Below are 21,862 nucleotides of genomic sequence, written 5' to 3' on the forward strand. Positions count from 1 at the left end.
CGAACCCGAGGGTTCAATACCGGGACCCTGTGCAATCTCGCCTGTCGCAACTGCTAAATCGGTGCTTGGGGCAGCGGTTGAGCATAGCCTCGACGTGTTCTTTGCCGCCGCGAATGCACAACACAGAGTCAGTTTTTCGTAGCACGTTTTCCGTTCACGCTGACCCAAACCGAAAAACAATACTTGGGTGTCGCTCGGGATAGTTTGCGGTTTGAGATCTATGTTGATCAGGAACCGTCTTAAAGCACGAAACACTGGCCGTCTTCGGCGACGGTCACTGTCCCCGGCCAGCGCCCGGCGATCTGCGCCAGCCCTTCCTCCAGCCGATCAATCGAGCGCTTCATATTGTGCGACAGCACCAGCTGGCGCGGCGCGATGTTCGCGGCCATGGCCCCGATTCCGTGCGGCGGGCGATGGAGGCCAATCGGCTGACCTTCGCCTTCGGGAATGACGTGATGCGCCACCAACAGGTCGGGCTCCAGGCCGGCGGTTTCGCGGTCGAAGCCGGTCGACATGTCGCTCTGATCGGCCGCCAGCACGATCGTGCGGCCCTTGGCCTCGATCCTGAAGGCCAACGTCGGGATCAAGCCATGATCGACCGGAATCGCGGTCACGGACAATGCGTCGCCCAGCGCGATGCGCCAGGTCGGGGCACGCACAGGGTCGCCCGCATCAATCTCGCGAATGTCCAGCACGCGGCGGCCATCGGCGCCGGTTAGATAGCCCCCGAGATAGCTCCAGGCGCCATTCTCACCGCCGAACTGCGCAGTAATAAAGCCTGCCGCGCCGGGGAAAGGGGCGGCGGCGGCGGGGCCGATGAGCACCAGAGGTTCCTGCGAGGCCTCGAAGCTGCCCGAATTGAGAATCCCAGCCAGCCCCGCGCTGTGATCGCCGTGGAAATGGCTAAGCGCTATGGCCTTGAGATCGCTGACTTTGAGACCAGCCTCGCCAAAGCGGATGAAGCTACCGGGCCCAGCGTCGACCAGCAGCTGCGCGCGCCCATCGATCCATACCGCATAGCTGGTCCCGGCGCGCGAGCCTTCGGCAATCGGCCCGCCCGAGCCAAGCACCTGCAGGCCAACTTCGGCAGCGCGGCAGATGGCCGCGCCCGTGGCTGCGGGCGTCGGTTCGGACGCAGCCGCGTCAGCCGCAACGCCTGCGGTCGCCAGGGCGGCCAGACCCAAAATCCTGTGCCAAATCTGTGAACGCCCCGCCATGGATAACTCCTGTTTGCCCCAGATGAAGTTAACTGCTCGACACTGACAAGTTGAGTCCTTCGGCCTTCAGAGCGCGGCCCGAACCTGATCACCCAGCACCGGATCACCTGACTGCTGATCTCAATCCCGCGCTCGGCCATCAGCTCCTCGTCGTCACGAATGCTGAGCGTGAACCGGAAATACCAGCGCACCGCCTGCACGATAACGACCGCCGGAAAGCGATGGCGCTTGAAACTGATCGGATCCATCCTGCCTCGCGGACATCAAGCCCTCATCGGAGACCTTCCAGACTGCCAGCACCGCCACGCTGGCGGCTTCGCTCGCGCTCGTGTTCGACCGCAGCAACTAGGCCAGCCATGCGATCTCCATGACCGGGTATCCGGGACCGATGCGACCCGCCGTAGGCCCTCAAATTCAAGCGGCGCGTTCGGTCGTCCGACGGTCCGCCACGTCCTCAAGGACCGCCGTACGCGGCAACTCCAGCGGCTTGGAGAGGTGAAAGTACGACCGCGATCAAGCAACGCCGTCGGCCGCGCCTTCGGCCGCGTTCACACCCGGATAGACGCCGGATCACAACAGAGTTCTTGGATCGCCTCGCAAGGTTACATCACAGTCAGGTACATCGGTTCGCGCCACCGGGTGGGCAGTCGAAGCGATGGCTCCGGGCCGTCAAGGTTTCTAGATCTGGAGTGGTACAATAAGACGCATCCGCGCCGTCACTGCTCCGTGGGTGCTGACCAGATAGGGGATGGCATAGGTCAGCGCGGCCTTGAACAGGCTGACACGCCCGGGGCCGAACAGGGCGTCGCCCTGATTGATCAGCGTCAGGATCGTTCCCACCACGAGGACAACGCGGACGGCTGTCCTCACCACGGCCGGCGACCGGGCATGATCCAGAAAGCCGGGCGAGCCCTTCGGCCGCGATGCTTCGCCGGCGACGGCGTTTGGGCCGAGCACCGACCCGCTTTCATCCGGAAGGGTCATACCAACGCCTCCACGGCCAGATCGCGCGAGGACTGAGGAACAGCGACCCGGAAGGCGATGAAGAAGAACAATGGGTTGGGCAGCCAGTAGAACCAGCCCAGACTTGGCGTTTTCGACCCGTCAGACGCGGTGAAGTCGAGCCAGACGTAAAGGAATTTGTACAGGCACAGGCCCGGGATCCAGTTTGGACGAAAGCCTGTCGTCCGCAGACATTTCCGGCTGATGTAGTAGTTTCCTTCGAACGGCGTGATGCCGCCAAGGCCGACAGGCCCTTCTGCGATCAGGTCACCGCTCGGGACATGGCATATCCGGATATGCCGCATTACTCAGGCCTTTCGTCGGAGCCCGCGCGCCGCAGCCGCCCGCGAGAATCAGCGTGCGATGTCACCAACGTAGAAGAAACCGTCCGGCGGCCGCGCCGATGATGCCGGCCGCCAGCATCCCGAGCGTATACCAGGTGGCCATGAAGGAAGCCGTCCCCTCGGGGCAGTAGAGACCGTAGGCGCTGGCCGCGACAGCCCCCGCCACCAGGCCCGCGGCGAAGCCCGCCATCGTCGGCCTGCCGGGCGCCAGGCGTCGCGCCGCGAAGAAGAGGAAAGGTCCCGCCGCCAGGCTGATGGCCCCGACCCGGAGTGTGCAAGAGCGCCAGGACTGGCCCAGCCAGGCCTCGACATGCGAAGAGCCGGACAGTGCGGACTGCTCCAGGACGACCGCGATCAGGATCATCGCAAGGGTCGCGACCAATCCCAGGATCGGAACGCGCACCGGCGCCCCCGGTTGGCCGAGGCGCAGCAGAAGCAGGGCGGCGAAGCCGGCGATAGACAGGGTGTAGACCTGTCTCATCAGAAATGCGGCGTCATCCGCCACGGCGGCCAGATCGTCTCGAATTCCGAGTGTCAGCCAGACGACCGAGACCGTGGCGAGAAGTCCCATGCCAGAGCAGCAGACCACACGCCACGCGGCCCGGCCGGCCGGGATACGCCGGACATCGCCCGCGAGAGCCTCGATGAGGTCGTCAGTGTTCACGGTCGGCCACCCGCTTCATCAGAGTCTTCATGGCGCGATGCAGGCTGACCTTGGCGGCGCCTTCGGTCATGCCGAGCCGCTCGCCAGCCTCGGCGAGGCTGTATCCCGAAAGTTTTACATCCTCGATCAATCTGCGCTGCCGAGGCGGCGTCGCCTCGAGTAGTTTCGCCAGATCCTGACGGACCGCGCCGTCCTCGACGCCGTCGTTGAGCAGCACGTGATCATCCACCAGGGGCACGAGTTTGGCCCGCCCGGATTTTCGCAGGTGATCGATCAACTTGTAGCGCGCGATCGTGAAGCACCAGGACGTCACCGGATCGGCGCGCCGCCAGGTTTCTCTCTTCGCATGGATGGCCAGAAGCGCGTCTTGCACCAGATCCTCGACATCGGCGTCGCCCTGGAACTGGCGACGGTTGAAATAGGCGTGAAGGGCCGGCCGCAGCAGTTGAAGAAACGCGCGCCAGGCTTGGGCCTCTCCGTCGAGGCCCGCGATCATGAGCGGCTTCAGCCGTGCTTCAAACGTCTTCACACAGCCCCCTATTCGGTCGGTTGATCAGATCGTTACAGCGCCCCGCCCAACCCGGAGAGGCTCCGAGCGTAACCTACGCCGCCGCCAAGCGAATAGGTCAGACCCAGCGGCTCAGCCGCCATGATCTAGACCAGGATACCTCATGTTGTCACTCGCCGTCCTCGCCCTGGCCCAGGCCCAGGAGCCCGGGGATCCCGCCGCCCATCTTTCGGAAATCGTCGTGACCGGGTCGCGACTGCCTTCGCGGACCGCGACCGAATCTCCCGCGCCGATCGACGTGCTGAGCCGCGAGGACCTTGTCTCCACCGGAGCCGTCGGCGACGAGCTCGGTCAGGCGATCAGCGTCTTGGCCCCCTCGTTCAACTTTCCCCGGCAATCGAACTCGGGCACCTCGGACCATATTCGCGCGGGCCAGCTGCGCGGTCTCAGTCCCGACCAGACCCTGGTGCTCGTCAACGGTCGCCGCCGGCATCCCTCCGCCATCGTGAACACCGAGACCAAGATCGGCCGCGGCACGGCCGCGGTCGATCTGAACACCATTCCCCTGGGCGCCGTGGCACGGGTCGAGGTCCTTCGCGACGGCGCAGGGGCGGTCTACGGGTCGGACGCCATCGCCGGCGTCATCAATGTCATCCTCGATGAGCGTCCTTCGGGCCTCGAGTTTTCCACGAGCTACGGATTCCATCGCACCGAGGTCGATCCGATCGACCAGACGCTGACGGATGGCGAGACCTTCACCTTGTCAGCGTCCGGCGGCATGGCGCTGGGCGACGGCGGCTTCCTCCGGGGCGGCGTCGACTATCGCGATCGCAATGCGACCAACCGCGCCGGTTTCGACCAGATTCCCTTCTTCATTGCCCCCACCCCGGCCAACCTCGCCTTGGCGGGCGGGCGCAACTATGCTGAGGGCGATCCCGCGGTCGAGGCCGTCAATCTCTGGATCAATGCCGCGATCCCGCTCGCCGGCGGCGAACTCTATGGCTTCGGCACGGTTGGCCAGAGCGATAGCGAAGGCGCGACCTTCTTCCGATACCCGGACGGCGCCGACAATCTGACCGCCCTTTACCCCAACGGCTTCCTGCCGATCACGACGGGCGAAGACGACGACCTCGGCCTTACGACGGGCTGGCGCACGCCGATCGGACCCTGGGCGGCGGACTTCAGTCTGACCTATGGCCGCAACGAGTTCACCTATGGCGTCCGCAACAGTCTGAACGCCTCGCTGGGCGCCGCCTCGCCGCGCCAATTCCGATCCGGAACCTATGTCTTCGACCAGACCAGCGCGAACCTGGATCTGACGCGCACGATCCGTCTTGGCGGTATCGACGCCAGCCTCGCCACCGGTCTCGAATACCGCACCGAAAACTACGAGACCCGCGCCGGCGAGACGGCCTCCTACGCCGCCGGCGGCCTGCCGCTGGCGATCGGCGCCCAGGGCGCGCCGGGCCTCAGCCCGGAGGATGAGCGATCCGCCTCGCGCGATGTCGGGGGCGCCTATCTCGAGATCGGCCTGCGGCCGACCGACCGCCTGCTGGTCGAGGCCGCCGTTCGGGCCGAGACCTACAGCGACTTCGGGGAGACCCTGACCGGCAAGCTGGCCGGCTCCTATGCCGTCACGCCCGACATTCGCCTGCGCGGCGCCGTGTCCAACAGCGTGCGCGCGCCCTTTCTGGGACAGATCGCCTTCACCGACCGGACGGTCAATTTCGGGGCCGGTGGAACGCTCGCCAGCACCCGGACCCTGCCCGTTTCGGATCCCATCGCCCGGGCCTTGGGGGCTGAGGACCTCCGCGAGGAGCGCGCCTTCAACCTGTCGGCCGGACTGACCGCCGAGCCGCTGCCTGGCCTGACGTTTTCCCTGGACGCCTTCCGCATCGAGGTCGACGACCGCATCACCCTGTCCGACCGCTTCTTCGGGCCGGCGCTCGAAGCCTTCGTCCAGGCCCAGCCGAGCGGCGCCGGCCTGCAGTCCGTGCGCTTCTTCACCAATGCGGTGGACACCGAGACGGACGGCTTCGACGCCGTGGCCCAGTGGCGGTTCCCGCTCGCCGACGGCCAGCTGACTCTCGGAGCCGCCTACAGCTACGCCCGGACCGACATCGTCGGCTTCACGGACACGCCCGCGGCCCTGACGGCTCTGGATCCGACGTTCCGGCTGATCGGGGTCGAGGAGATCAACACCCTCGAGGAGGCCGCCCCGAATTGGAAGGCGCTTGTGTCCGCAGAGTGGAGCACGGAGCGCTATCGTCTGCTCGGCCGTCTGAATGGGTACGGCTCGACGGTCCGTGTGTTCAATTTCGGCGGCGGGTTCGAACCGCGTCAGGAATATGGAGAGGAAACCAGCCTCGACCTTGAGGGATCTGTCGACCTGACCTCGGCGCTGACGCTTACCGCCGGGGTCTCGAACGCCCTCGACAACTACCCGGACCGGTCGAGCGCCGACATCAACTATTTCGGCAACCTGCCCTACGACATTCTCTCCCCTGTGGGGATCAACGGCCGGTATCTCTACACCCGACTGACGGCGAGGTTCTGATGCGAGAATTCTCAAAACGCGGCCTTCTCGTCGGCGGCGCGATCACTCTCCTGGCGTCCCCGGTCCTCGCCCAGAGCGTTTCCGGATTCGCCGCCAATCGCGCGGGCAGCGGAACGGCGGACCACAGTCCCTTCGACGTCCTGCTCTCGCGGCGCGCCCGCAACTCCCGCGACGGCGTGGTGCGGGTCGACTACGCGGGCTGGAGGGCGTCCGCCGGCGACCGCGCCGCCCTGAAAGCCTACGTCGCCGCCCTCTCGGGGATGAACCCGTTGAGCCTGACGCGGCCGGAGCAGTTCGCCTTCTGGGCCAATCTCTACAACGCGGTGACCATCGACATCGTGCTGGACGCCTGGCCTGTGCGATCGATCCGCGACATCCGCTCTGGCCTCATCGCCGGACCGTGGAAACGCAAGTCGGCGACGGTCGCCGGGGTGGACCTCTCGCTGGATGACATCGAGCACAACATCCTGCGCAAAGGCTGGACCGAGCCCCGGGTGCACTACGCGGTCAACTGCGCGTCCTACAGCTGCCCCAACCTGCCGCTTCGCGCCTTCCGCGGCGCCACCCTGGGTCCCGCGCTCGACGCCGCCGCGCGCGCTTATGTGAACCATGCCCGGGGCGTGCGTTTCGACGGGGACGCCCTCGTCGTCTCATCGATCTATGAGTGGTACGCGGACGATTTCGGGGGATCCGATGCCCGCGTCATCGCCCACCTGGCGCGGTACGCCGCAGCGCCGCTCAGGGCCCGGCTCCAGGCCGCGACCCGTATTGACCGCAGCGTCTACGACTGGTCGCTCAACGCGACCCCGGCGAGCTAGGAATATGAACTTCCTCAAACGGCACGGGCTCCTCGCCCTCCTGGTCATCGCCGTGATCGCCGTCTTCGCCAGCGGTGCCCCCGGATACCTGAGTCTCGACGCCCTTCAGACCCACGAGGCGACCCTGAGAGGCTACATCGAGGCCAATCTACCGCTGGCCCTGCTCGCCTTCATGCTTGTCTATGCGGCTGCGACGGCGGTCAGCTTTCCCGGAGCCGTCATCCTGACCCTGGCGGGCGGCTATCTGTTTGGAACGTGGGTCGGAGGCACGGCGACCGTGATCGGGGCGACCCTCGGGTCCATCGCCGTCTTCTATGTCGTGCAGACCTCGCTGGGCCACGCCCTCAGAGCAAAGGCCGAGGCGAACAACGGAACGCTCAAGAAGGTGATCGACGGCGTTCGGGACGGCGCCTTCGGCTATATCCTGACCCTGCGGCTGATCCCCGTAGCCCCTTTCTGGCTGGTCAATGTGGCCGCCGCCCTCGCGAACGCTCCGCTCAGGGCCTATGCCCTGGCGACCCTTTTCGGGATCATGCCGGCCACCTTCGTCTACAGCAGCGTCGGCGCGGGCATCGACGCCCTGATCGCGCGGGGGGAGACGCCGGACCTGGGCATCATCTTCGATCCCTACATCCTTTTGCCGTTGCTCGCCCTCGGCTTGCTGTCTCTCGCCACCACCGTGTTCCAACGCCTGCGGGCCAAGTCCGGAAAACCCCTTTGACGATCAAGATCACCAAGGCCGACCTGGTCGTCATCGGGGCCGGTTCCGGAGGGCTGTCCGTCGCCGCGGGTGCGGCACAGCTTGGCCTCAAGGTCGTGCTGTTCGAGAAGGGCGAGATGGGCGGGGACTGTCTCAACTACGGCTGTGTGCCTTCCAAGGCCCTGATCGCGGCGGCCGGCGCCGCGCACGAAGCCCGGCACGCCGAGCGTCTGGGCGTCGCCGCTGGCCCCGTGTCTGTCGACTTCGCAAAGGTGATGCGCCACGTCCAGGCGGCGATCGCCGAAATCGCCCCCAACGACAGCCAGCCCCGCTTCGAAGGCTTCGGGGTAAAGGTCGTGCGTGAGGCGGCCCGGTTCGAGGATGGTCGCACGGTAGCCAGCCACAGCGTGAGAGTCAGGGCACGCAAGATCGTCGTCGCCACGGGTTCGCGCGCCGTGATCCCTCCGATCGATGGGCTGGAGGACGTCCCCTACCTCACCAATGAATCGATCTTCGACCTCACCGAGCGCCCCGCACGACTGATCGTCCTCGGCGGCGGACCGATCGGCGTCGAACTGGGCCAGGCCTTCCGCCGCCTGGGCTCCGAAGTGGTCATCGTCGATTCAGGAACCCTGCTCGGTCGTGAGGACCCGGCGGCGACCGAGGTCGTCGTCGACCAGCTGCAGCGGGACGGTGTCGAGATCCTCGCCGGCTACAAGGCGGTGCGGGTCGAGGCCGGGCCGACGCTGGTTCTCCAGCACCGGAAGGAGGAGATCATGATCTCGGGCTCTCACCTGCTGGTGGCGGTGGGACGTCGGCCCTCGCTCGATGGGCTCGATCTCGACAGGGCGGGCGTCAGCACGGATCGTGACGGCATCATCACAGACCGGTCCCTGCGCAGCAGCAATCCTCGCGTCTTCGCTGTCGGCGACGCGGCCGGGCGCGGGCAGTTCACCCATCTCGCCGGCGCCCATGCGGCCCTGGTGGTGCGCCGCGCCGTCTTCGGCCTGTCTATCAACGCGGACGCCCTGCAGGTCCCGCGTGTCACCTATGCCGATCCGGAACTGGCTTCGATCGGTCTGGGCGAGGCCGAGGCCCGGGAAGTTCACGGCGACGATCTCCGGGTCGAGATGTTCCCGTTCAAGGACAACGACCGGGCGGTCGCCGAGGACGACACCCGGGGCTTCGGCAAGCTGATCACGACCCGAAAGGGCAAGGTGCTGGGCGTGACCCTGGTCGGCCGCCATGCCGGGGACCACATCCACCTCTGGTCGCTGGTGATGTCGGCTGGGCTGAAGCTCAGCCAGCTGACCGGCATGATCGCGCCCTACCCCACCCGTGGCGAAATCAACAAGCGACTGGCCGGGCAGTGGTATACGCCGGCCCTGTTCTCGAGCCGCACTCGCGCCCTTGTCTCGATCCTCAAACGCTTCGCCTGAGACCCGCCCATGATCAATCGAATCCTGACCACCCTCGGACTCCTTGTGCTTCTGGTGCTGCTGCCGGTGCTGGAGATCCGCGACACCCATGTGTTCAATCCCGACTGGCCGCCGCACGCGCGGCTACATGAGGTCTGGCAGCTGACGACCAACGCCGGCGTCGCCCTGGTTGGCCTGTGGCTCGTCTGGCGGCGCGGAGCGGTGCAACTGGCTGGCGTTCTCGGACTGTGCATGATCGGCGGCGCCCTGGTCGCCCATGCGCTCGCCCCGTCCTACGGCGGGGCCCTGGCCTATCCGGGCGGCCCGAACGGCGCAGTCCTTGGAATTCACGTCGCCGTCATCGTTCCGGCCGCGGCGGCATTGCTGTTTTCCCTGGCGATCCTCATGGACCGAGGCCTCCGCTGCGGCTCCGCCTTCGGCGCCCGATCCTGACAGACGGGGGGCAAATTTTGATCCCGATCTGAACTTCCGCCATGTCGAGGCCACTCACCCGGAGCAGTTGCGTGGGAACTCAAGCAGTGGAGGCTGTCGACGGAAGCCCGATCCATCTGCGACCGGCGCAATTCGTGATGAGCGCGGCTGAAGAATGACTCTCAGCCGACCCTGGCGAGAGCCAGGGGTCCGCGTTTCGCAGGTCCCGAGGGGCCGATCCCATCCGGTATCGTCTTCGTTGCCGCAAGGCGAGCGCTGCAGCCGGGCCGTAACCAAACCCGCCCCCGATCGAATGAAGCTCGCGTACAGATCGAGATGACCGTATCGCAGGGGTGAGCCGCGCCTGACGAAGAGTGGAGAGCCGGAGGAGCCCTGGTGTCCAACCATCTGTTCATGACCGAGGTCGTTCAGCCGGTCCTGATCAAGGCCGGCGAGATCTTCCTCGCCGCCGCGCCTGATGGGACGGTGTCCGGCGACGGCGAGGATGGGTCCGGCCTGTATTTTCACGACACCCGATATCTCAGCCGCTATCAGCTGACGATCGGCGGCCACGCCCCCATGACCCTGATGGCGAGTTCCGCCGCGGGCGACGAGGCTGCCATACAACTGTCAAACTATGAGATCGTCGGGGGCGACGCGCCGCCCCTCCCGCTGCAGGCCCTCCATATCGACCTGCGCCGCAAACTCGACAACGCCTCGCGCGCCCTGACGGACAGCCTGCAGGTGCGAAGCTTCGCCGCCGGCGAGGTCAATGTAAGGCTGGCCCTGACATTCGACGCCGCGTTCGAAGATCTGTTCCAGCAACGCGGCGCGGCGCCCGGCGCACGCGGGCGGGTCGATCGAACGGTCGGCGCCGGCCGGCTCGACTTCGCCTATCACGGCGCCGACGGCGTGGAGCGGCGTCTCGAGGTCTCATTCTCACCTCCGCCGACGCGGCTTGGGGTGGAGGGATCCGATCCCGCCGTCGCCATCTACGATCTCTGCCTGTCGCAACAGGCCATCGCGAACATCCGCGTCGATTTCCGCGTCGCGGAGGACGGGCCGCCCTCCAGGTCGGAGTCTTCCGCCGCTCATGCCTCCCGGCCCATCGCGTTCGCGAGCGACGACGGTCGGCTGGACGCGGCGATGGCGGCGTCGTTTCGGGATCTGCGATTACTGAACACCCGGCTCGACCACGATTTCATCGCCGGAGGCCTGCCCTGGTTCGCGGCTCCCTTCGCGCGGGACAGCATCATCGCCGCCCTGCAGCTCATCGCCTACGACCCCGCGCCGGCGGAAGGCGTCGCGCGACAACTGGCGGGCGGTCAGGGGCGAGCGTACGACGCCAAAACCTTCGAGGAGCCCGGCAAGATACCGCACGAGCTGCGCGTCGGCGAAATGGCCCGGCTGCATGAGATTCCGCATCGGCCGAGCTATTTCTCGATCGACGCCACGCCGCTGTTCATTGTTCTGGCGGCCCGCCATGCGGCCGTAACCGCAAGCCTGGATCTGGTAACGGGGCTCAGCGATGAAATCGAGGCGGCGCTCGGCTGGATCGATGGCCGAATGGCCGCCGATCCCCGGGGCTATCTCAGCTACGACGACGTCAATGACGATGGTCTCGTCAACCAGGGCTGGAAGGATTCCGGAACCGCCATCGTTCACCCGGACGGCAGGCTGGCGACGGGTCCGGTCTCCCTGTGCGAGGTGCAGGCCTACGTCTACTTGGCCAAGACCGAACTCGCCGCGGTCCTTGAGAACGGCGGCGACGCCGCAACGGCGTCCCGGCTCCGGACCGAGGCGCAAGCCCTCCGCGAGCGGTTCAATGACGATTTCTGGATGGAGGACGAGGGCTGCTTCTGCCTGGCGCTGGAGAAGGACGGCGTTCAGGTGCGCAGCATCGCCTCGAACGCCGGACACGCGCTGTGGGCCGGCATCGCCGACCCGACCAGGGCGCGCCGGACGGCCGATCGGCTGCTGCGGGCGGACATGTCCAGCGGATGGGGCGTACGGACCCTTTCCGACGCCGCCATCAGCTATAATCCGCTTCACTATCACCTCGGGTCCGTCTGGCCGTTCGACAACGCGCTTCTGGTCGAGGGCCTGCTCGCCTACGGCCTGCGGACGGAAGCCTCCGCGCTGTTCTCGGACATCCTGGACGCGGCGGGCCATTTCAGTCTGTGGCGCCTGCCGGAGTTCTATGTCGGCTTCCGCCGCGAAGCCGATCTCTTCCCGGCCCGCTGTCCGTTCGCCGAGCCGCTGCAGGCGTGGTCGGCGGGCGCCCTGCCCGGTATGGTGGCGGCATTTCTCGGCCTCGCCGGTCAGCGGTCCCGATCCGATCTGGCCGAGGCGCCACCGATCCTTCCGCCTGGCGTGAGCCGCGTCGCCCTGACCCAGTACGGGTCCGATGCGCAAGCCCGAGACCTCACCTTCGGGTCGGCGCCCTCCCAAGCGACCGAAGACGGGGCCTCTCCGCCCGGAGTTGTTCGTAACGCTCGTATCCGGAGCCCCGGACCATGACCAAACCGTCCCCCGTCATTGTCGTCACCGGCGGATCCGCCGGCGCGGGACGCGCCATAGCCCGACGCTTCGGCGCGGAAGGATGGCGCGTTGGGCTGATCGCCCGCGATGAGGGCCGCCTCGAGGCCACGCGGCGCGAGATCGAGGCTTTCGGGGGCCCGGCTATGGTCCAGGCGGCGGACATGGCCGACGCCGCCGCGGTGTTCCGGGCGCGTGACGCCATCCTCGCCGAATGGGGACAGATCGACGTCTGGGTCAACGCAGCCATGGTCACGGTCGTCGGGCCGATCAGCCGGGTGACGCCGGAAGAGTTTCGGCGGGTCACCGAGGTCACCTATCTGGGCTATGTGCACGGCTCCCTGGCGGCGCTGGAGGCGATGCGGCCGGCCGATCGCGGCATGATCGTCCAGGTCGGTTCGGCCCTGGCCTACCGAGCCATTCCGTTGCAGGCGGCCTATTGCGCCGCCAAGTTCGCGGTCCGGGGGTTCACGGACTCGCTTCGCACCGAGCTTCGGCACGAGGGGTCCGGCATCCACATGTCGATGGTCCAGTTGCCCGGCATGAACACGCCCCAATTCGACTGGGCGCGAAACACCTTCCAGCACAAATACAGGCCTGTCGGCGCCGTCTTCGACCCGGATGTCGCCGCGGACGCCGTTCAGCGAGCCGTCCGGTCGCGCCCGCGCGAGCTCTGGGTCGGCGGCAGCGCCATCCTGGCCATAGTCGGGCAGATGCTTGCGCCGGCTTTGCTCGACCGCATTCTCGCGCGAACCGCTTGGGAGGGGCAGATCGACACGGTGGACGAAGACACGGGCCGCTCGGACAATCTCGGCGCGCCGGTGGCAGGTGACGTCGGCGCGCGCGGGAGATTTGGCGAGGAGGCCAGACCCCGCGCGATGATGCTCGATCCGGAGACGGCGCGGTTGGGCGTGGCCGCCGCCCTGGTGCTGGTCGGTCTGGCGGGTCTGGCGGGTCTGGGTCGACCGGGACGCGCGTGACAACTCGCTCGCCGTATCCGCCTGTCGAGGATCTCGGCGTGGTGGGAGATCGCCGCACGGCCGCACTGGTCGATCGCCATGGGTCGATCCAGTGGATGTGCCTGCCGAACTTCGACTCGCCGCCGGCGTTCGGGGCCTTGCTGGATCGGGACAGGGGCGGCTCCTGGCGCTTCGGTCCGGCCGACGCCACGCTCGCCGGAGAGCAGGCCTACGTCCCGGAGACGGCGCTGCTCACGACCCGGTGGCGGACGGGCGGCGGAGACCTGGAGCTCACGGACTTCATGGGCGACCCGCAGACTGTTCGGTCGAGCGGCGACAGCCACTGGCGGACCCTCCTTCGAAGGATGCGCTGCCGAAAGGGGCGGTTCGCGGTCGCGGCCCGGTTCGGCCCTCGCGACGATTTCGGTCCCGCGACGCCGACGCGGAGCGTCCCCGGTGGCTGGAATTGGGAAACCTCAGCGGGCCAGGCGGGCGTCTGGGCGAGCTTCGGGATGCAGGGCGGCGCCCCCGATCTCGCCGCCGCTCTGGAGATGCAGGCGGGCGACGAGGCCTGGATGGTGGCAGGTCTCGGCGTCAATCCTGCTGAATGGAGCCCTCAGCGGGCGCACGCCGCCCACGACGGAACGGCGGCCTACTGGCGCGAGCATGGCCGCCGGCTGATCTATTCCGGCGCCTATGCGTCGGCGGTGAAGCGCGCGGCCCTGACCATGCATCTGCTCAGCTATGCGCCGACCGGCGCCCTGGTGGCGGCGCCCACGACCTCGCTGCCGGAGCGACTGGGCGGCGAGCGCAACTACGACTACCGATACGCCTGGGTCCGGGACGTGTCGCTGAGCCTGGCCGTGCTGGCCCTGCTCGGGGACCTGGACACCGCGGAACGCTATATGGACTGGCTTTGCGGCCTCGACGGCGGCGACGAGGCGCCGTTGCAGGTGCTCTACCGGATCGACGGCGGCCTGAACGCCGATCAGTCCGAGCGGCGGAGTCTGGAAGGCTATTGCGGATCACTGCCCGTCCGGATCGGCAACCACGCCGCCAGACAGAGCCAGATCGACAGCCTCGGCTATCTCGCCGACTGCGCGGACATCTATCTGCGCGAGGGCGGGCGCTGGAAGGCGGGCTATACAGACCTGCTGGCCCGCCTCGCCGATCATACGGCGGCGCACTGGCGTGAGCCGTCCAACGGCATCTGGGAGCTCTCGGAGGCGCGCCACTATGTCGTCGGCAAGGTGATGAGCTGGGTTGTCCTCGACAGGGCGATCAAGATCGCGGAGCGCCGCGGCGAGGCCCGCGATCTCGATGCCTGGCGCGCCGCGATGGCCGATATCCACCGGGAGGTGATGACGCTTGGATGGTCCGAGGCCCGGCAGGCCTTCCGCCAGCGCTACGACTCCGAAGCCCTGGACTCATCGAGCCTTCTGATCTCCCTCATGGGCTTCCTGCCGGCCCGGCATCCTCGCGTGCTGGCCAACATCGAGGCCCTCACCCGCCATCTGATGGTCGGCGGGCTGCTCCATCGGTTCGATCCCTCCGAGTTGCCGAAGCCGTCGGAGGAGAAGCTCGGCGATTTCGAGGGCGCCTTTCTTCCCTGCTGCTTCTGGCTGGCGTCGGCCTGGGCCGCGGCCGGCGAAGGCGGCAAGGCCGAAGCCCTGGTCGACCGGATCCTGCGGCGGACGCCCACCGCCCTGCTCGCCGAAGAGATGGATGGCCGGACCGACCGGTTCCTCGGCAACACGCCCCTGCTGTTTTCCCATGCGGAGCTGGTCCGCGCGGCGCTCGAAATTTCCAAAGTCCGGCCCGGGGGCCCGCTCACATTGATGGCGGGCGCGGCGGTCCGGGATGAAGGCCGCATGCGCCCCGGACACGGGGGCAGACTCTGACCGTCACCCTGCTGGACTCGTCGGGGAGCGGGCTCCGCAGCCCTCTGTCAGAACAATGACCCGAGATCGGAGCCGACGGTCGGATAGGCCGCGGTCATGGATCTCAAATCGGCGGCCGTCAGCCTCAGCTTGATCGCCAGTCCGAAAAAGTTGATCAGTTCGGCGTACTCTGGCCCCAGCAGGTGAGCGCCGAGGATTTCATCGGTTTGGCCGTCGACGAGAACCTTGGCCGCGGCGCAGGTCGCCCCGACCCGCAGGTTGGAATACCAGCCGCTGGTATCGGTGAAGGTCACGCGCACGTCACGGCCGGTCGCCCGGGCTTCGGTTTCCAACATGCCGACCCGGGCCAGCTCCGGGATCGTGAAGACGACGCTGGGCACGCTTCGGTAGTCTGGAACGGCGTGGTTGCCCTTGAGCATGTTGGAGGCCGCGACCTTGCCTTCGAACACCGCCACCGGCGTGAGCGGCGGACCTGCCGTTTCGGCCGCGTCCCCGGCGGCGTAGACTGCGGGGTTTGAAACGCTCTGCAGATGCTCGTTGACGCAGACGCCCCTTCCCCCGCGTTCCACGCCGGCCGCCTGAAGGTCCAGGTCATCGATCGCCGCCACGCGTCCCGCGCCGTGAACGACCAGGTCGGCGCTCCACCGGCGCTCCTTGCCCTCGGTCACGCCCGCCACGACATAGCCTTCCGGCGTCTTGTCGATCGATTTGAGCTCCGTGTGGAGATGGATGCCGATCCCCAGGGCGGCGCTGTGGTCGACCAGCCTGTCCACGAGGTCCGGATCGAACGGGTCCAGGGGTCTGCTCCCCCGGTCGATGATGGTGACCTGGCTGCCCGCGCGGGCGGCGAGGTGGGCGAATTCGAATGAGATGAAGCCGGCGCCCACGAACAGGATGCGCGGGGGCAACGCATCGAGCTCCATGAACTCCGTGCTGTCGACGAGGCAGGCGCCGCCGGGGACATCGATCGGACGCGGCCTGGCGCCGGTCGCGATCAGGATATAGCGCCCCTCAATCCGCTCCCCGCCTACCTCGACCGCGTTGGGAGCGACGAACCGCGCCGATCCATGAAGGGTCGTGACGCCCTTGTCGGTCAGACCTTTCTCGATCCGCCCCGGAATCCTGTCCGTGAACTCGTGTTTGAAGGCGACCAGGTCCGCCCAGTTGATGCTCAGCCCCCCCTCCTCGATCCCCCGCCCCTGCAGCAGGCGGGCGGCGTCGACAATCTCGGCGCCGCGGCGCAGGATCTTCTTGGGATCACACCCCCTCAGGGCGCAGGTCCCGCCGTAGGGCAGTTCGTCCACGATGGCGACGGACCAGCCGGCCGAAGCGCATTTACCGGCGGCGGCGACCGCCGCCATGCCCGCCCCCAGGACGACGAGATCAAACGAACGGGACATACGAGCCTCTCCTTCGGTCAGCCGCACGCCGGCCACGAACCGGTCGCACGCCGCCGCGTCTCCGGCGCCCGGAAGGGCGCGGGGAAAATGATGCGTCGCCCTTGATCCGCTGGAGCTCAAACGCACCGACGCCGCAATGGTTTGTCAGTCGGGCGTTCAACCGGCGCAGCACGAAAGCTTGGTCACGTCCTTGTCGAAGCCCTGGGCCGCCAGTTTGAGACCTTCGACCGTGGTCAGATAGGGGAAGATCGTGGCGGCGAGATCCCGGACGGTCATGCGGAACCTGAGCGCCAGCGCCATGGTCTGGATACTGTCGCCGCCCTCGGGCGCGAGGATCTGCGCCCCGAGGAGTCGGTCCGTCTTCCTGTCCGCGACCAATTTGATCAGGCCTCGGGTGTCCCTCGCGGCCAACGCGCGCGGAACCTGGTCGAGCGGTGCGATCGACGTCCGGACGTCGAAGCCCCTGGCTTTCGCGGCGGCCTCGCTCAATCCCACGCCCGCCACCTGGGGGTCGGTGAACACCACCCACGGCATGGTCGAATTGTCGTAAACCAGCTCGTCGCCGTTCAGGGCGTTCAGCGCGGCGAGCCTGGCCCCATAGGCCGCCATATAGACGAACTGATCCCGTCCGGTGACGTCTCCGGCCGCATAGACGCCGGGCCTGGCCGTGCGCATCCGGTCGTCGACCACGACGCCGCCGTTGACTGTCCGGCCGATCCCGGCCGCCTCCAGGCCGAGCCCCGAGGTATTGGGGGTGCGGCCCGTCGTGATCAGAACCTGGTCGGCGACCAGGGTTTCCGTCCCCGCGTCGGTGCGGATGGTCTGGGCGATCCCGTCGTCGCGCCGCGCGATGCCGCCGTAGGCCAGGCCGGTTCGAACGATGACGCCTTCGTCCGACAGGTAGCGGGTGAGTGCTTCAGCAATTTCGGGCTCGGCCTCGGGGATCAGTCGCGAGCGCGTGACGAGGGTGACCGCCGTTCCGGTGCGGGCGAACATCTGGGCCAGCTCGCAGCCGATATAGCCGCCGCCGACCACCAGCAGAGAACGCGGCTGCTCAGCCAGTTCGAGCGCGGTGGTGCTCGTCAGCCAGGGCACATCCGCCAGGCCGACGATATCGGGCGCCGCCGGCGACGCGCCGGTCGCGATGATGACCTTGCTGGTTGCCAGGGCCTCGCCGTTCACGGATACGCCGGTCGCGGCGAGGCGGGCCACGCCTTCGATATAGGTCAGGCGATCGTATTCGGGCAGCAGGTCGATGTATTTCTTCTGTCGCAGGGTAGCGACCAGATCATCCTTGGCCGCGACCAGCTGACGCCAATCTGTGATGCGGGCCTGACCGGCCAGGCCGGGAAAGCGGTCCGCCGCCTGCGCCCCATGCATGGCTTCGGCGGCGCGGATCATGGTCTTGGAAGGCACGCACCCGACGTTGACGCAGGTGCCGCCGATCAGGCCCTGTCCGATCAGAGCGACGCGAGCGCCCTGTTCAGCCGCCGTGATCGCCGCGGAAAATCCGGCGGATCCGGCGCCGATGACAGCGATGTCGTAGGCCCCTTTGTCCGGCGCGGTTCGATGGTTCGACATGGGTCAGTCCGGTTCGGTGTTTCGGCGCCCGCGCCGGGCGGGGGGGCGACGTCGCATAAGGGCGTAGACGGCGAGGCCAATGAAAAAGGCGAGAGCCGCGATCAGGGCGTAGTCCAGATAGCCGACCAGGGCCGACAGGCCGACCAGTCCGGCCAGCACCAGAAGAACCGGCGTGAAGCAACAGAGGGCGGCGATGGCCGCGCCCGCCAGTCCGACGCCGAGCAGCTTTCGATCCGTCATGACCCGCCAGGGATCGCGCGTGCGGGGTAGCCGGCGTTGGTCGAGGCGGCGGCGATCGCCGTCACGTTGGTCTTCGACGGATCAAAGACGACGGCGGCCGTCTTGGCGTCGAAGTCCACGGAAACGGATTTGACCCCTTCGACGCCTTCCATCGCGCGCCGCACCGTGACGGGACACAGGGCGCAGGTCATGTTCTGGATGGCGAAGGTCGCCCGGCGTTCCGCGACCACGGCGGCCTGTCCCGTCGCGGCCGGCGCCGGCGATGGAAAGAGGAGCCCCGCCGCGGCGAGGCCGGTCACGCCCAGCCCGAGCACGGCGGCGCTGATCATGATCGTGCGTTTCATTTTGGTCTCCTAGTAAAAAAGAGGGGCCCACCAGTCGATGGACAGGGCCAGAAGAACGACGGCGGCGCCGATCCACAGGGCCGCCCTGGTGATCCGCGAGGACTGAGGTCGAGCGCAATAGGATCCGTCCTCGCAGGCGGGCCGGCGCTGGAAATAGACCCTCCAGAAACCCAGTCCGATCAAGGCCAGGGTCACGACCGCGACATAGGGTTTGAAGGGCTCCAGCGCCGTCAGATTGCCTATCCAGGCGCCGGAGACGCCGAGCGTCACCAGCAGCAGGGGCACGATGCAGCAGGCCGAGGCCAGAATGGCGCCGACGATACCGCCCGCGGCGAACCAGCCCTGATCGCGCGCTGTCGCCTCATTAGCAACGCCGTCGTCGCCCGGCCCTGCATCGATTTCAGCCATGTGATTGTGTCCTGGCAAGCACCATGGCAGAACGGTAGCCCCTGTAGCCACTACAGGCTCAAGAGTTATTTTTGCGAGAATCCGGACAGGGGCCGAGTGCATGAACCGCGGACAATTGGCGGCCCGGACGGGCTGCAATCTGGAGACGGTTCGGTACTATGAGAAGATCGGTCTTCTGCGGGAGCCCCCGCGCAGCGCCAACAACTATCGGGTCTACGACGACGCCCATCTCGGCCGGCTGCGTTTCATTCTTCGCGGCCGCGCCCTGGGGTTCAGCATCGAGGAAGTCCGCGGCCTCCTGACCTTGACCGATGGTGGCGACCAGACCTGCGCCGAGGTCAAGGCCAGAACGGAACGTCACCTGGCGGATGTGCGGGCCAAGATCTCCGACCTGCGCCGGATCGAGCGGGTCCTGTCCGCGACAGCGGCGCAGTGCTCGGGCGACCAGGCGCCGATCTGTCCTGTTCTCGAAGCCTTAGCGCGTTGAGCTGGACGTCGCGCGGAGAATACCGGCCAGACCGATCGCGACGGACGGCGGCTCCCGGCCGCTGCGCAATGGAACCAATCCCGAGGACGCGCAATCCTTGCACCCGACCCGCTTGAGCGGATCAAGGGGAAGGCGGATGGCAAGACAGACGCCCGACGAAGACCGAAGCGGGCTGGTCGCGCTTATGCGGTCAGTCTCGATGTGAAGGCCATCCAGATCGACCACCCCCCGAGCGTGACCATGAGAACGCCGGTCCAGAATGGAAGCCGCCGCGAAATCCCGGCGAGCCAGTCGAGCGCCCGTCGGGCCGGGGCGAAGAACACCGCCACAATCAGGGGTAGTGATAGCGCCAGCCCGAACAACGCCAGGGATATAAAACCGTGCGCGAGAGTCGCCCCTGAAGCGCCTCCAGCCGCCGCCATGCCCAGCAGGACGAAGACGAGCGGCGCCGCGCAGGCCGGGATGTTGAGACCGAACAGCAAGCCAAGGCCCGCTGCCCCCCGGGCGCCTGAAAGGCGTGTCAAGCGCGGGCCGATTGAGATCATGACCGCGCCCGCCTTCCCTGAGATATACAGGAACCCGAGCACCAGGTAAGCGACACCGAGCAGGAGCCACGCCGCGCGTTGGAATCCGAAGAAAGCTGCGCCTGCCAGCACGGCGCCCAGACCCAGCAGCCCGATGAACACCGCACGGATGAGGGCGAAGGTCAGCGTGTGGAACAGCTTTGTCGAGCTGCCCTTGCCTTCCATATGCTTGACGAAGATCAGCGTCGAACCCAACGAGCATGGTTCGACGAAGCCGAACAGTCCGAGGGCGATTGGAAGCACGACAAGCGCCGAGAACGAAAATTCCGGCGTCATAGGGAAGTTTCCACACCGTAGCCCGGTTTCGAAACGCCATCGCCCATGCGCCTCATGCCGGGTCCGCCATGCGCCGCGCGAGCTCTCGCGCGAGCTCCTCCGGCGTCGGCAGGGCCGCAAACGCCAGTTCGCCGTCTATGGCGATCGCCGGCAACGTCAGGACGCCGAGATCGACGGCTCGGTCCAGTTCGTCCAGAATGCTGATCTCACGCCACGAGACGCCCGCGACCGAAGCGCGGGCCGCCGCCTTCAGCGGTTCCATAGCGCGGCCGCATTGGACGCAGCCCGGCACATGGAAGACTTCGATCCTCATGGGCGACCCCCCGGCCGCGCCGGCCCGACCGCCGCTTCAAAAGCCGCGAGGATCGGACAGGCGGCGATGGGCGCCGCCTCTCTCGAACAATCCGCGACGAGCCCGTCCAGCGCCCTGGACATCGCCTCCAGCGTGCGGATCTTCTGCTCCAGCTGCAGCTTCTTTTCGATCGCCTGGCTCCGCACGTCCGCGCAGCAGGCGGACGTGCGCACACGCAAGGCCAGCAGCTCGCGGATTTCCAGCAGCGTGAAGCCGCAGGCCTGTGCGTGCCGGATGAAGCGAACCCGGGTGATCGCAACCGGTTCGTAAACGCGATAACCGCTCGCCGTCCGCTCCGTCGGCCCGATCAGGCCTTCACGCTCATAGTACCGCAACGTGTCGGCGCTGACCCGCCCTGCTTTTGCAAGCTTTCCGATCGTGAACATGGCTGGCCTCCAACGCCCCTCAACTAAAAACGACGGCCCGGCCGGCGCGCCGACGACTGCGCCCCTTCAGGCCGCGTCGGCGACGCCGCGGCACTCGCGGACGCATCGGTCGCAGGCCGCGGCGCAGGCCCGGCACGCAGCGTCGTCGAACTTCGCGCATTCCGCCCGGCACGTTTCGCAGATTTCGGCGCAAAGGTCGCACAGGCGGGCGGAGAACGCCGAGCCGCGCGCCATGGCGCGGGCGCAGGCCTGGCACGCGTCCGCGCAATCCAGACACAGCCGCAGGCACGCCGCCATCTCGGGTCGACCGATGCAGGCGTTGATGCAGGCTTCACAGGCGGCCAAACAATCAAGGCACGCTTGGATGCATCTCGAGTCGCGTTCATTCATCGCTCGATCCTCCGATCACAGGGCCCGCCCGACGCCAGCGCCGCGCAGCGCGCCCTCCTCGAGGCCGCGACCGGCGCAGCAATCGGCAAGCCGCCCGTCAACGACCACCGCCGGAACCGACCTGACGCCGAGGGCCTTCGCCTGGGCGGCGATTTGTAGATCCCTGACATCGCGCACGACGACCTCGCAGGAATCGCAGGCGATCTCCCGGACCAGTTTCAGGGCCTCCTCGCAGATCTCGCAGCCTGCGCTGAAAACCTCGACACTACGCTTCTTCGGCATGACCGTTCTCCTCAACCGGCGCCCAACATGAGGCAAAACCGGTGTGCAAGACCGACGCTAACCCTTGAAGGGCG

At 67.2% G+C, this 21,862-nt stretch carries 24 protein-coding genes; 9 read left to right on the forward strand and 15 right to left on the reverse strand.

Annotated elements, in window-relative coordinates:
• Positions 1-239 precede the first annotated feature (239 nt).
• The 5 genes from ACTIEW_RS11030 to ACTIEW_RS11050 form a co-directional block, all read right to left on the reverse strand.
• Positions 240-1,217: an MBL fold metallo-hydrolase gene (locus ACTIEW_RS11030; protein ID WP_439477949.1), complete on the reverse strand. Its 978-nt coding sequence runs from the start codon at positions 1,215-1,217 to the stop codon at positions 240-242.
• 678 nt (positions 1,218-1,895) lie between these two features.
• Positions 1,896-2,201 carry a nitrate/nitrite transporter NrtS gene (gene nrtS, locus ACTIEW_RS11035; protein ID WP_439477950.1) on the reverse strand — a complete coding sequence of 102 codons (306 nt, stop codon included), beginning with the start codon at positions 2,199-2,201 and terminating at the stop codon, positions 1,896-1,898.
• Entirely contained in the window at positions 2,198-2,524 is a 327-nt protein-coding gene (locus ACTIEW_RS11040) for a hypothetical protein (RefSeq protein WP_439477951.1), read from the reverse strand. The genes nrtS and ACTIEW_RS11040 overlap by 4 nt, the downstream gene beginning before the upstream one ends.
• 61 nt (positions 2,525-2,585) lie before the next feature.
• On the reverse strand, positions 2,586-3,227 hold the full coding sequence (locus tag ACTIEW_RS11045) for an NrsF family protein (protein ID WP_439477952.1): 642 nt from the start codon (positions 3,225-3,227) through the stop codon (positions 2,586-2,588).
• Entirely contained in the window at positions 3,217-3,756 is a 540-nt protein-coding gene (locus ACTIEW_RS11050; RefSeq protein ID WP_439477953.1) for a sigma-70 family RNA polymerase sigma factor, read from the reverse strand. Before ACTIEW_RS11050 ends, ACTIEW_RS11045 begins: the two co-directional genes overlap by 11 nt.
• Positions 3,757-3,898: 142 nt before the next feature.
• Here ACTIEW_RS11050 and ACTIEW_RS11055 point away from each other — a divergent pair, with 142 nt between their 5' ends.
• The 8 genes from ACTIEW_RS11055 (at position 3,899) to ACTIEW_RS11090 (ending at position 15,058) form a co-directional block, all read left to right on the forward strand.
• Positions 3,899-6,292 carry a TonB-dependent receptor plug domain-containing protein gene (locus ACTIEW_RS11055; RefSeq protein WP_439477954.1) on the forward strand — a complete coding sequence of 798 codons (2,394 nt, stop codon included), beginning with the start codon at positions 3,899-3,901 and terminating at the stop codon, positions 6,290-6,292.
• Positions 6,292-7,110 (forward strand): DUF547 domain-containing protein, encoded by an 819-nt coding sequence (locus ACTIEW_RS11060; RefSeq protein WP_439477955.1) that lies wholly within the window; start codon positions 6,292-6,294, stop codon positions 7,108-7,110. The genes ACTIEW_RS11055 and ACTIEW_RS11060 overlap by 1 nt, the downstream gene beginning before the upstream one ends.
• A gap of 4 nt (positions 7,111-7,114) precedes the next feature.
• The gene (locus tag ACTIEW_RS11065; RefSeq protein ID WP_439477956.1) at positions 7,115-7,831 is read left to right on the forward strand and encodes a TVP38/TMEM64 family protein; all 717 of its coding nucleotides are present in this window, start codon (positions 7,115-7,117) and stop codon (positions 7,829-7,831) included.
• Positions 7,828-9,249 carry a dihydrolipoyl dehydrogenase family protein gene (locus tag ACTIEW_RS11070; RefSeq protein WP_439477957.1) on the forward strand — a complete coding sequence of 474 codons (1,422 nt, stop codon included), beginning with the start codon at positions 7,828-7,830 and terminating at the stop codon, positions 9,247-9,249. The genes ACTIEW_RS11065 and ACTIEW_RS11070 overlap by 4 nt, the downstream gene beginning before the upstream one ends.
• A gap of 9 nt (positions 9,250-9,258) precedes the next feature.
• Positions 9,259-9,681, forward strand: coding sequence for a DUF6640 family protein (locus ACTIEW_RS11075; RefSeq protein ID WP_439477958.1), 423 nt, complete (start codon positions 9,259-9,261; stop codon positions 9,679-9,681).
• A gap of 375 nt (positions 9,682-10,056) precedes the next feature.
• Positions 10,057-12,180 carry an amylo-alpha-1,6-glucosidase gene (locus tag ACTIEW_RS11080; RefSeq protein WP_439477959.1) on the forward strand — a complete coding sequence of 708 codons (2,124 nt, stop codon included), beginning with the start codon at positions 10,057-10,059 and terminating at the stop codon, positions 12,178-12,180.
• On the forward strand, positions 12,177-13,178 hold the full coding sequence (locus ACTIEW_RS11085) for an SDR family oxidoreductase (protein WP_439477960.1): 1,002 nt from the start codon (positions 12,177-12,179) through the stop codon (positions 13,176-13,178). Before ACTIEW_RS11080 ends, ACTIEW_RS11085 begins: the two co-directional genes overlap by 4 nt.
• Positions 13,175-15,058, forward strand: coding sequence for a glycoside hydrolase family 15 protein (locus ACTIEW_RS11090; protein WP_439477961.1), 1,884 nt, complete (start codon positions 13,175-13,177; stop codon positions 15,056-15,058). Before ACTIEW_RS11085 ends, ACTIEW_RS11090 begins: the two co-directional genes overlap by 4 nt.
• Before the next feature lie 47 nt (positions 15,059-15,105).
• On the opposite strand, the gene ACTIEW_RS11095 is transcribed toward ACTIEW_RS11090, so the two are convergent.
• From ACTIEW_RS11095 to ACTIEW_RS11115, 5 genes are all read right to left on the reverse strand, one after another.
• Positions 15,106-16,458 (reverse strand): dihydrolipoyl dehydrogenase family protein, encoded by a 1,353-nt coding sequence (locus ACTIEW_RS11095; protein ID WP_439477962.1) that lies wholly within the window; start codon positions 16,456-16,458, stop codon positions 15,106-15,108.
• 156 nt (positions 16,459-16,614) lie between these two features.
• Positions 16,615-18,039 carry a mercury(II) reductase gene (merA, locus tag ACTIEW_RS11100; protein ID WP_439477963.1) on the reverse strand — a complete coding sequence of 475 codons (1,425 nt, stop codon included), beginning with the start codon at positions 18,037-18,039 and terminating at the stop codon, positions 16,615-16,617.
• Positions 18,040-18,042: 3 nt separating this feature from the next.
• Entirely contained in the window at positions 18,043-18,279 is a 237-nt protein-coding gene (gene merF, locus ACTIEW_RS11105; protein WP_439477964.1) for a mercury resistance system transport protein MerF, read from the reverse strand.
• Positions 18,276-18,623: a heavy-metal-associated domain-containing protein gene (locus tag ACTIEW_RS11110; RefSeq protein ID WP_439477965.1), complete on the reverse strand. Its 348-nt coding sequence runs from the start codon at positions 18,621-18,623 to the stop codon at positions 18,276-18,278. The genes merF and ACTIEW_RS11110 overlap by 4 nt, the downstream gene beginning before the upstream one ends.
• 9 nt (positions 18,624-18,632) lie before the next feature.
• Positions 18,633-19,031, reverse strand: coding sequence for a mercuric transporter MerT family protein (locus tag ACTIEW_RS11115; protein WP_439477966.1), 399 nt, complete (start codon positions 19,029-19,031; stop codon positions 18,633-18,635).
• 100 nt (positions 19,032-19,131) lie between these two features.
• On the opposite strand from ACTIEW_RS11115, the gene ACTIEW_RS11120 reads away from it, so the two are divergent.
• The gene (locus tag ACTIEW_RS11120; RefSeq protein ID WP_439477967.1) at positions 19,132-19,518 is read left to right on the forward strand and encodes a MerR family transcriptional regulator; all 387 of its coding nucleotides are present in this window, start codon (positions 19,132-19,134) and stop codon (positions 19,516-19,518) included.
• A 182-nt stretch (positions 19,519-19,700) separates the two neighbouring features.
• Here ACTIEW_RS11120 and ACTIEW_RS11125 read toward each other — a convergent pair whose 3' ends face one another.
• From ACTIEW_RS11125 to ACTIEW_RS11145, 5 genes are all read right to left on the reverse strand, one after another.
• Positions 19,701-20,378: a hypothetical protein gene (locus ACTIEW_RS11125; protein WP_439477968.1), complete on the reverse strand. Its 678-nt coding sequence runs from the start codon at positions 20,376-20,378 to the stop codon at positions 19,701-19,703.
• 52 nt (positions 20,379-20,430) lie between these two features.
• Positions 20,431-20,691 carry a glutaredoxin family protein gene (locus ACTIEW_RS11130; RefSeq protein WP_439477969.1) on the reverse strand — a complete coding sequence of 87 codons (261 nt, stop codon included), beginning with the start codon at positions 20,689-20,691 and terminating at the stop codon, positions 20,431-20,433.
• Positions 20,688-21,116, reverse strand: coding sequence for a heavy metal-responsive transcriptional regulator (locus ACTIEW_RS11135; protein WP_439477970.1), 429 nt, complete (start codon positions 21,114-21,116; stop codon positions 20,688-20,690). The genes ACTIEW_RS11130 and ACTIEW_RS11135 overlap by 4 nt, the downstream gene beginning before the upstream one ends.
• Before the next feature lie 66 nt (positions 21,117-21,182).
• Entirely contained in the window at positions 21,183-21,506 is a 324-nt protein-coding gene (locus ACTIEW_RS11140; protein WP_439477971.1) for a four-helix bundle copper-binding protein, read from the reverse strand.
• Between the two features lie 15 nt (positions 21,507-21,521).
• Positions 21,522-21,788: a thioredoxin family protein gene (locus tag ACTIEW_RS11145; protein ID WP_439477972.1), complete on the reverse strand. Its 267-nt coding sequence runs from the start codon at positions 21,786-21,788 to the stop codon at positions 21,522-21,524.
• Positions 21,789-21,862 lie beyond the last annotated feature (74 nt).

Source organism: Brevundimonas sp. (genome assembly GCF_051860745.1).
Classification (GTDB): domain Bacteria; phylum Pseudomonadota; class Alphaproteobacteria; order Caulobacterales; family Caulobacteraceae; genus Brevundimonas.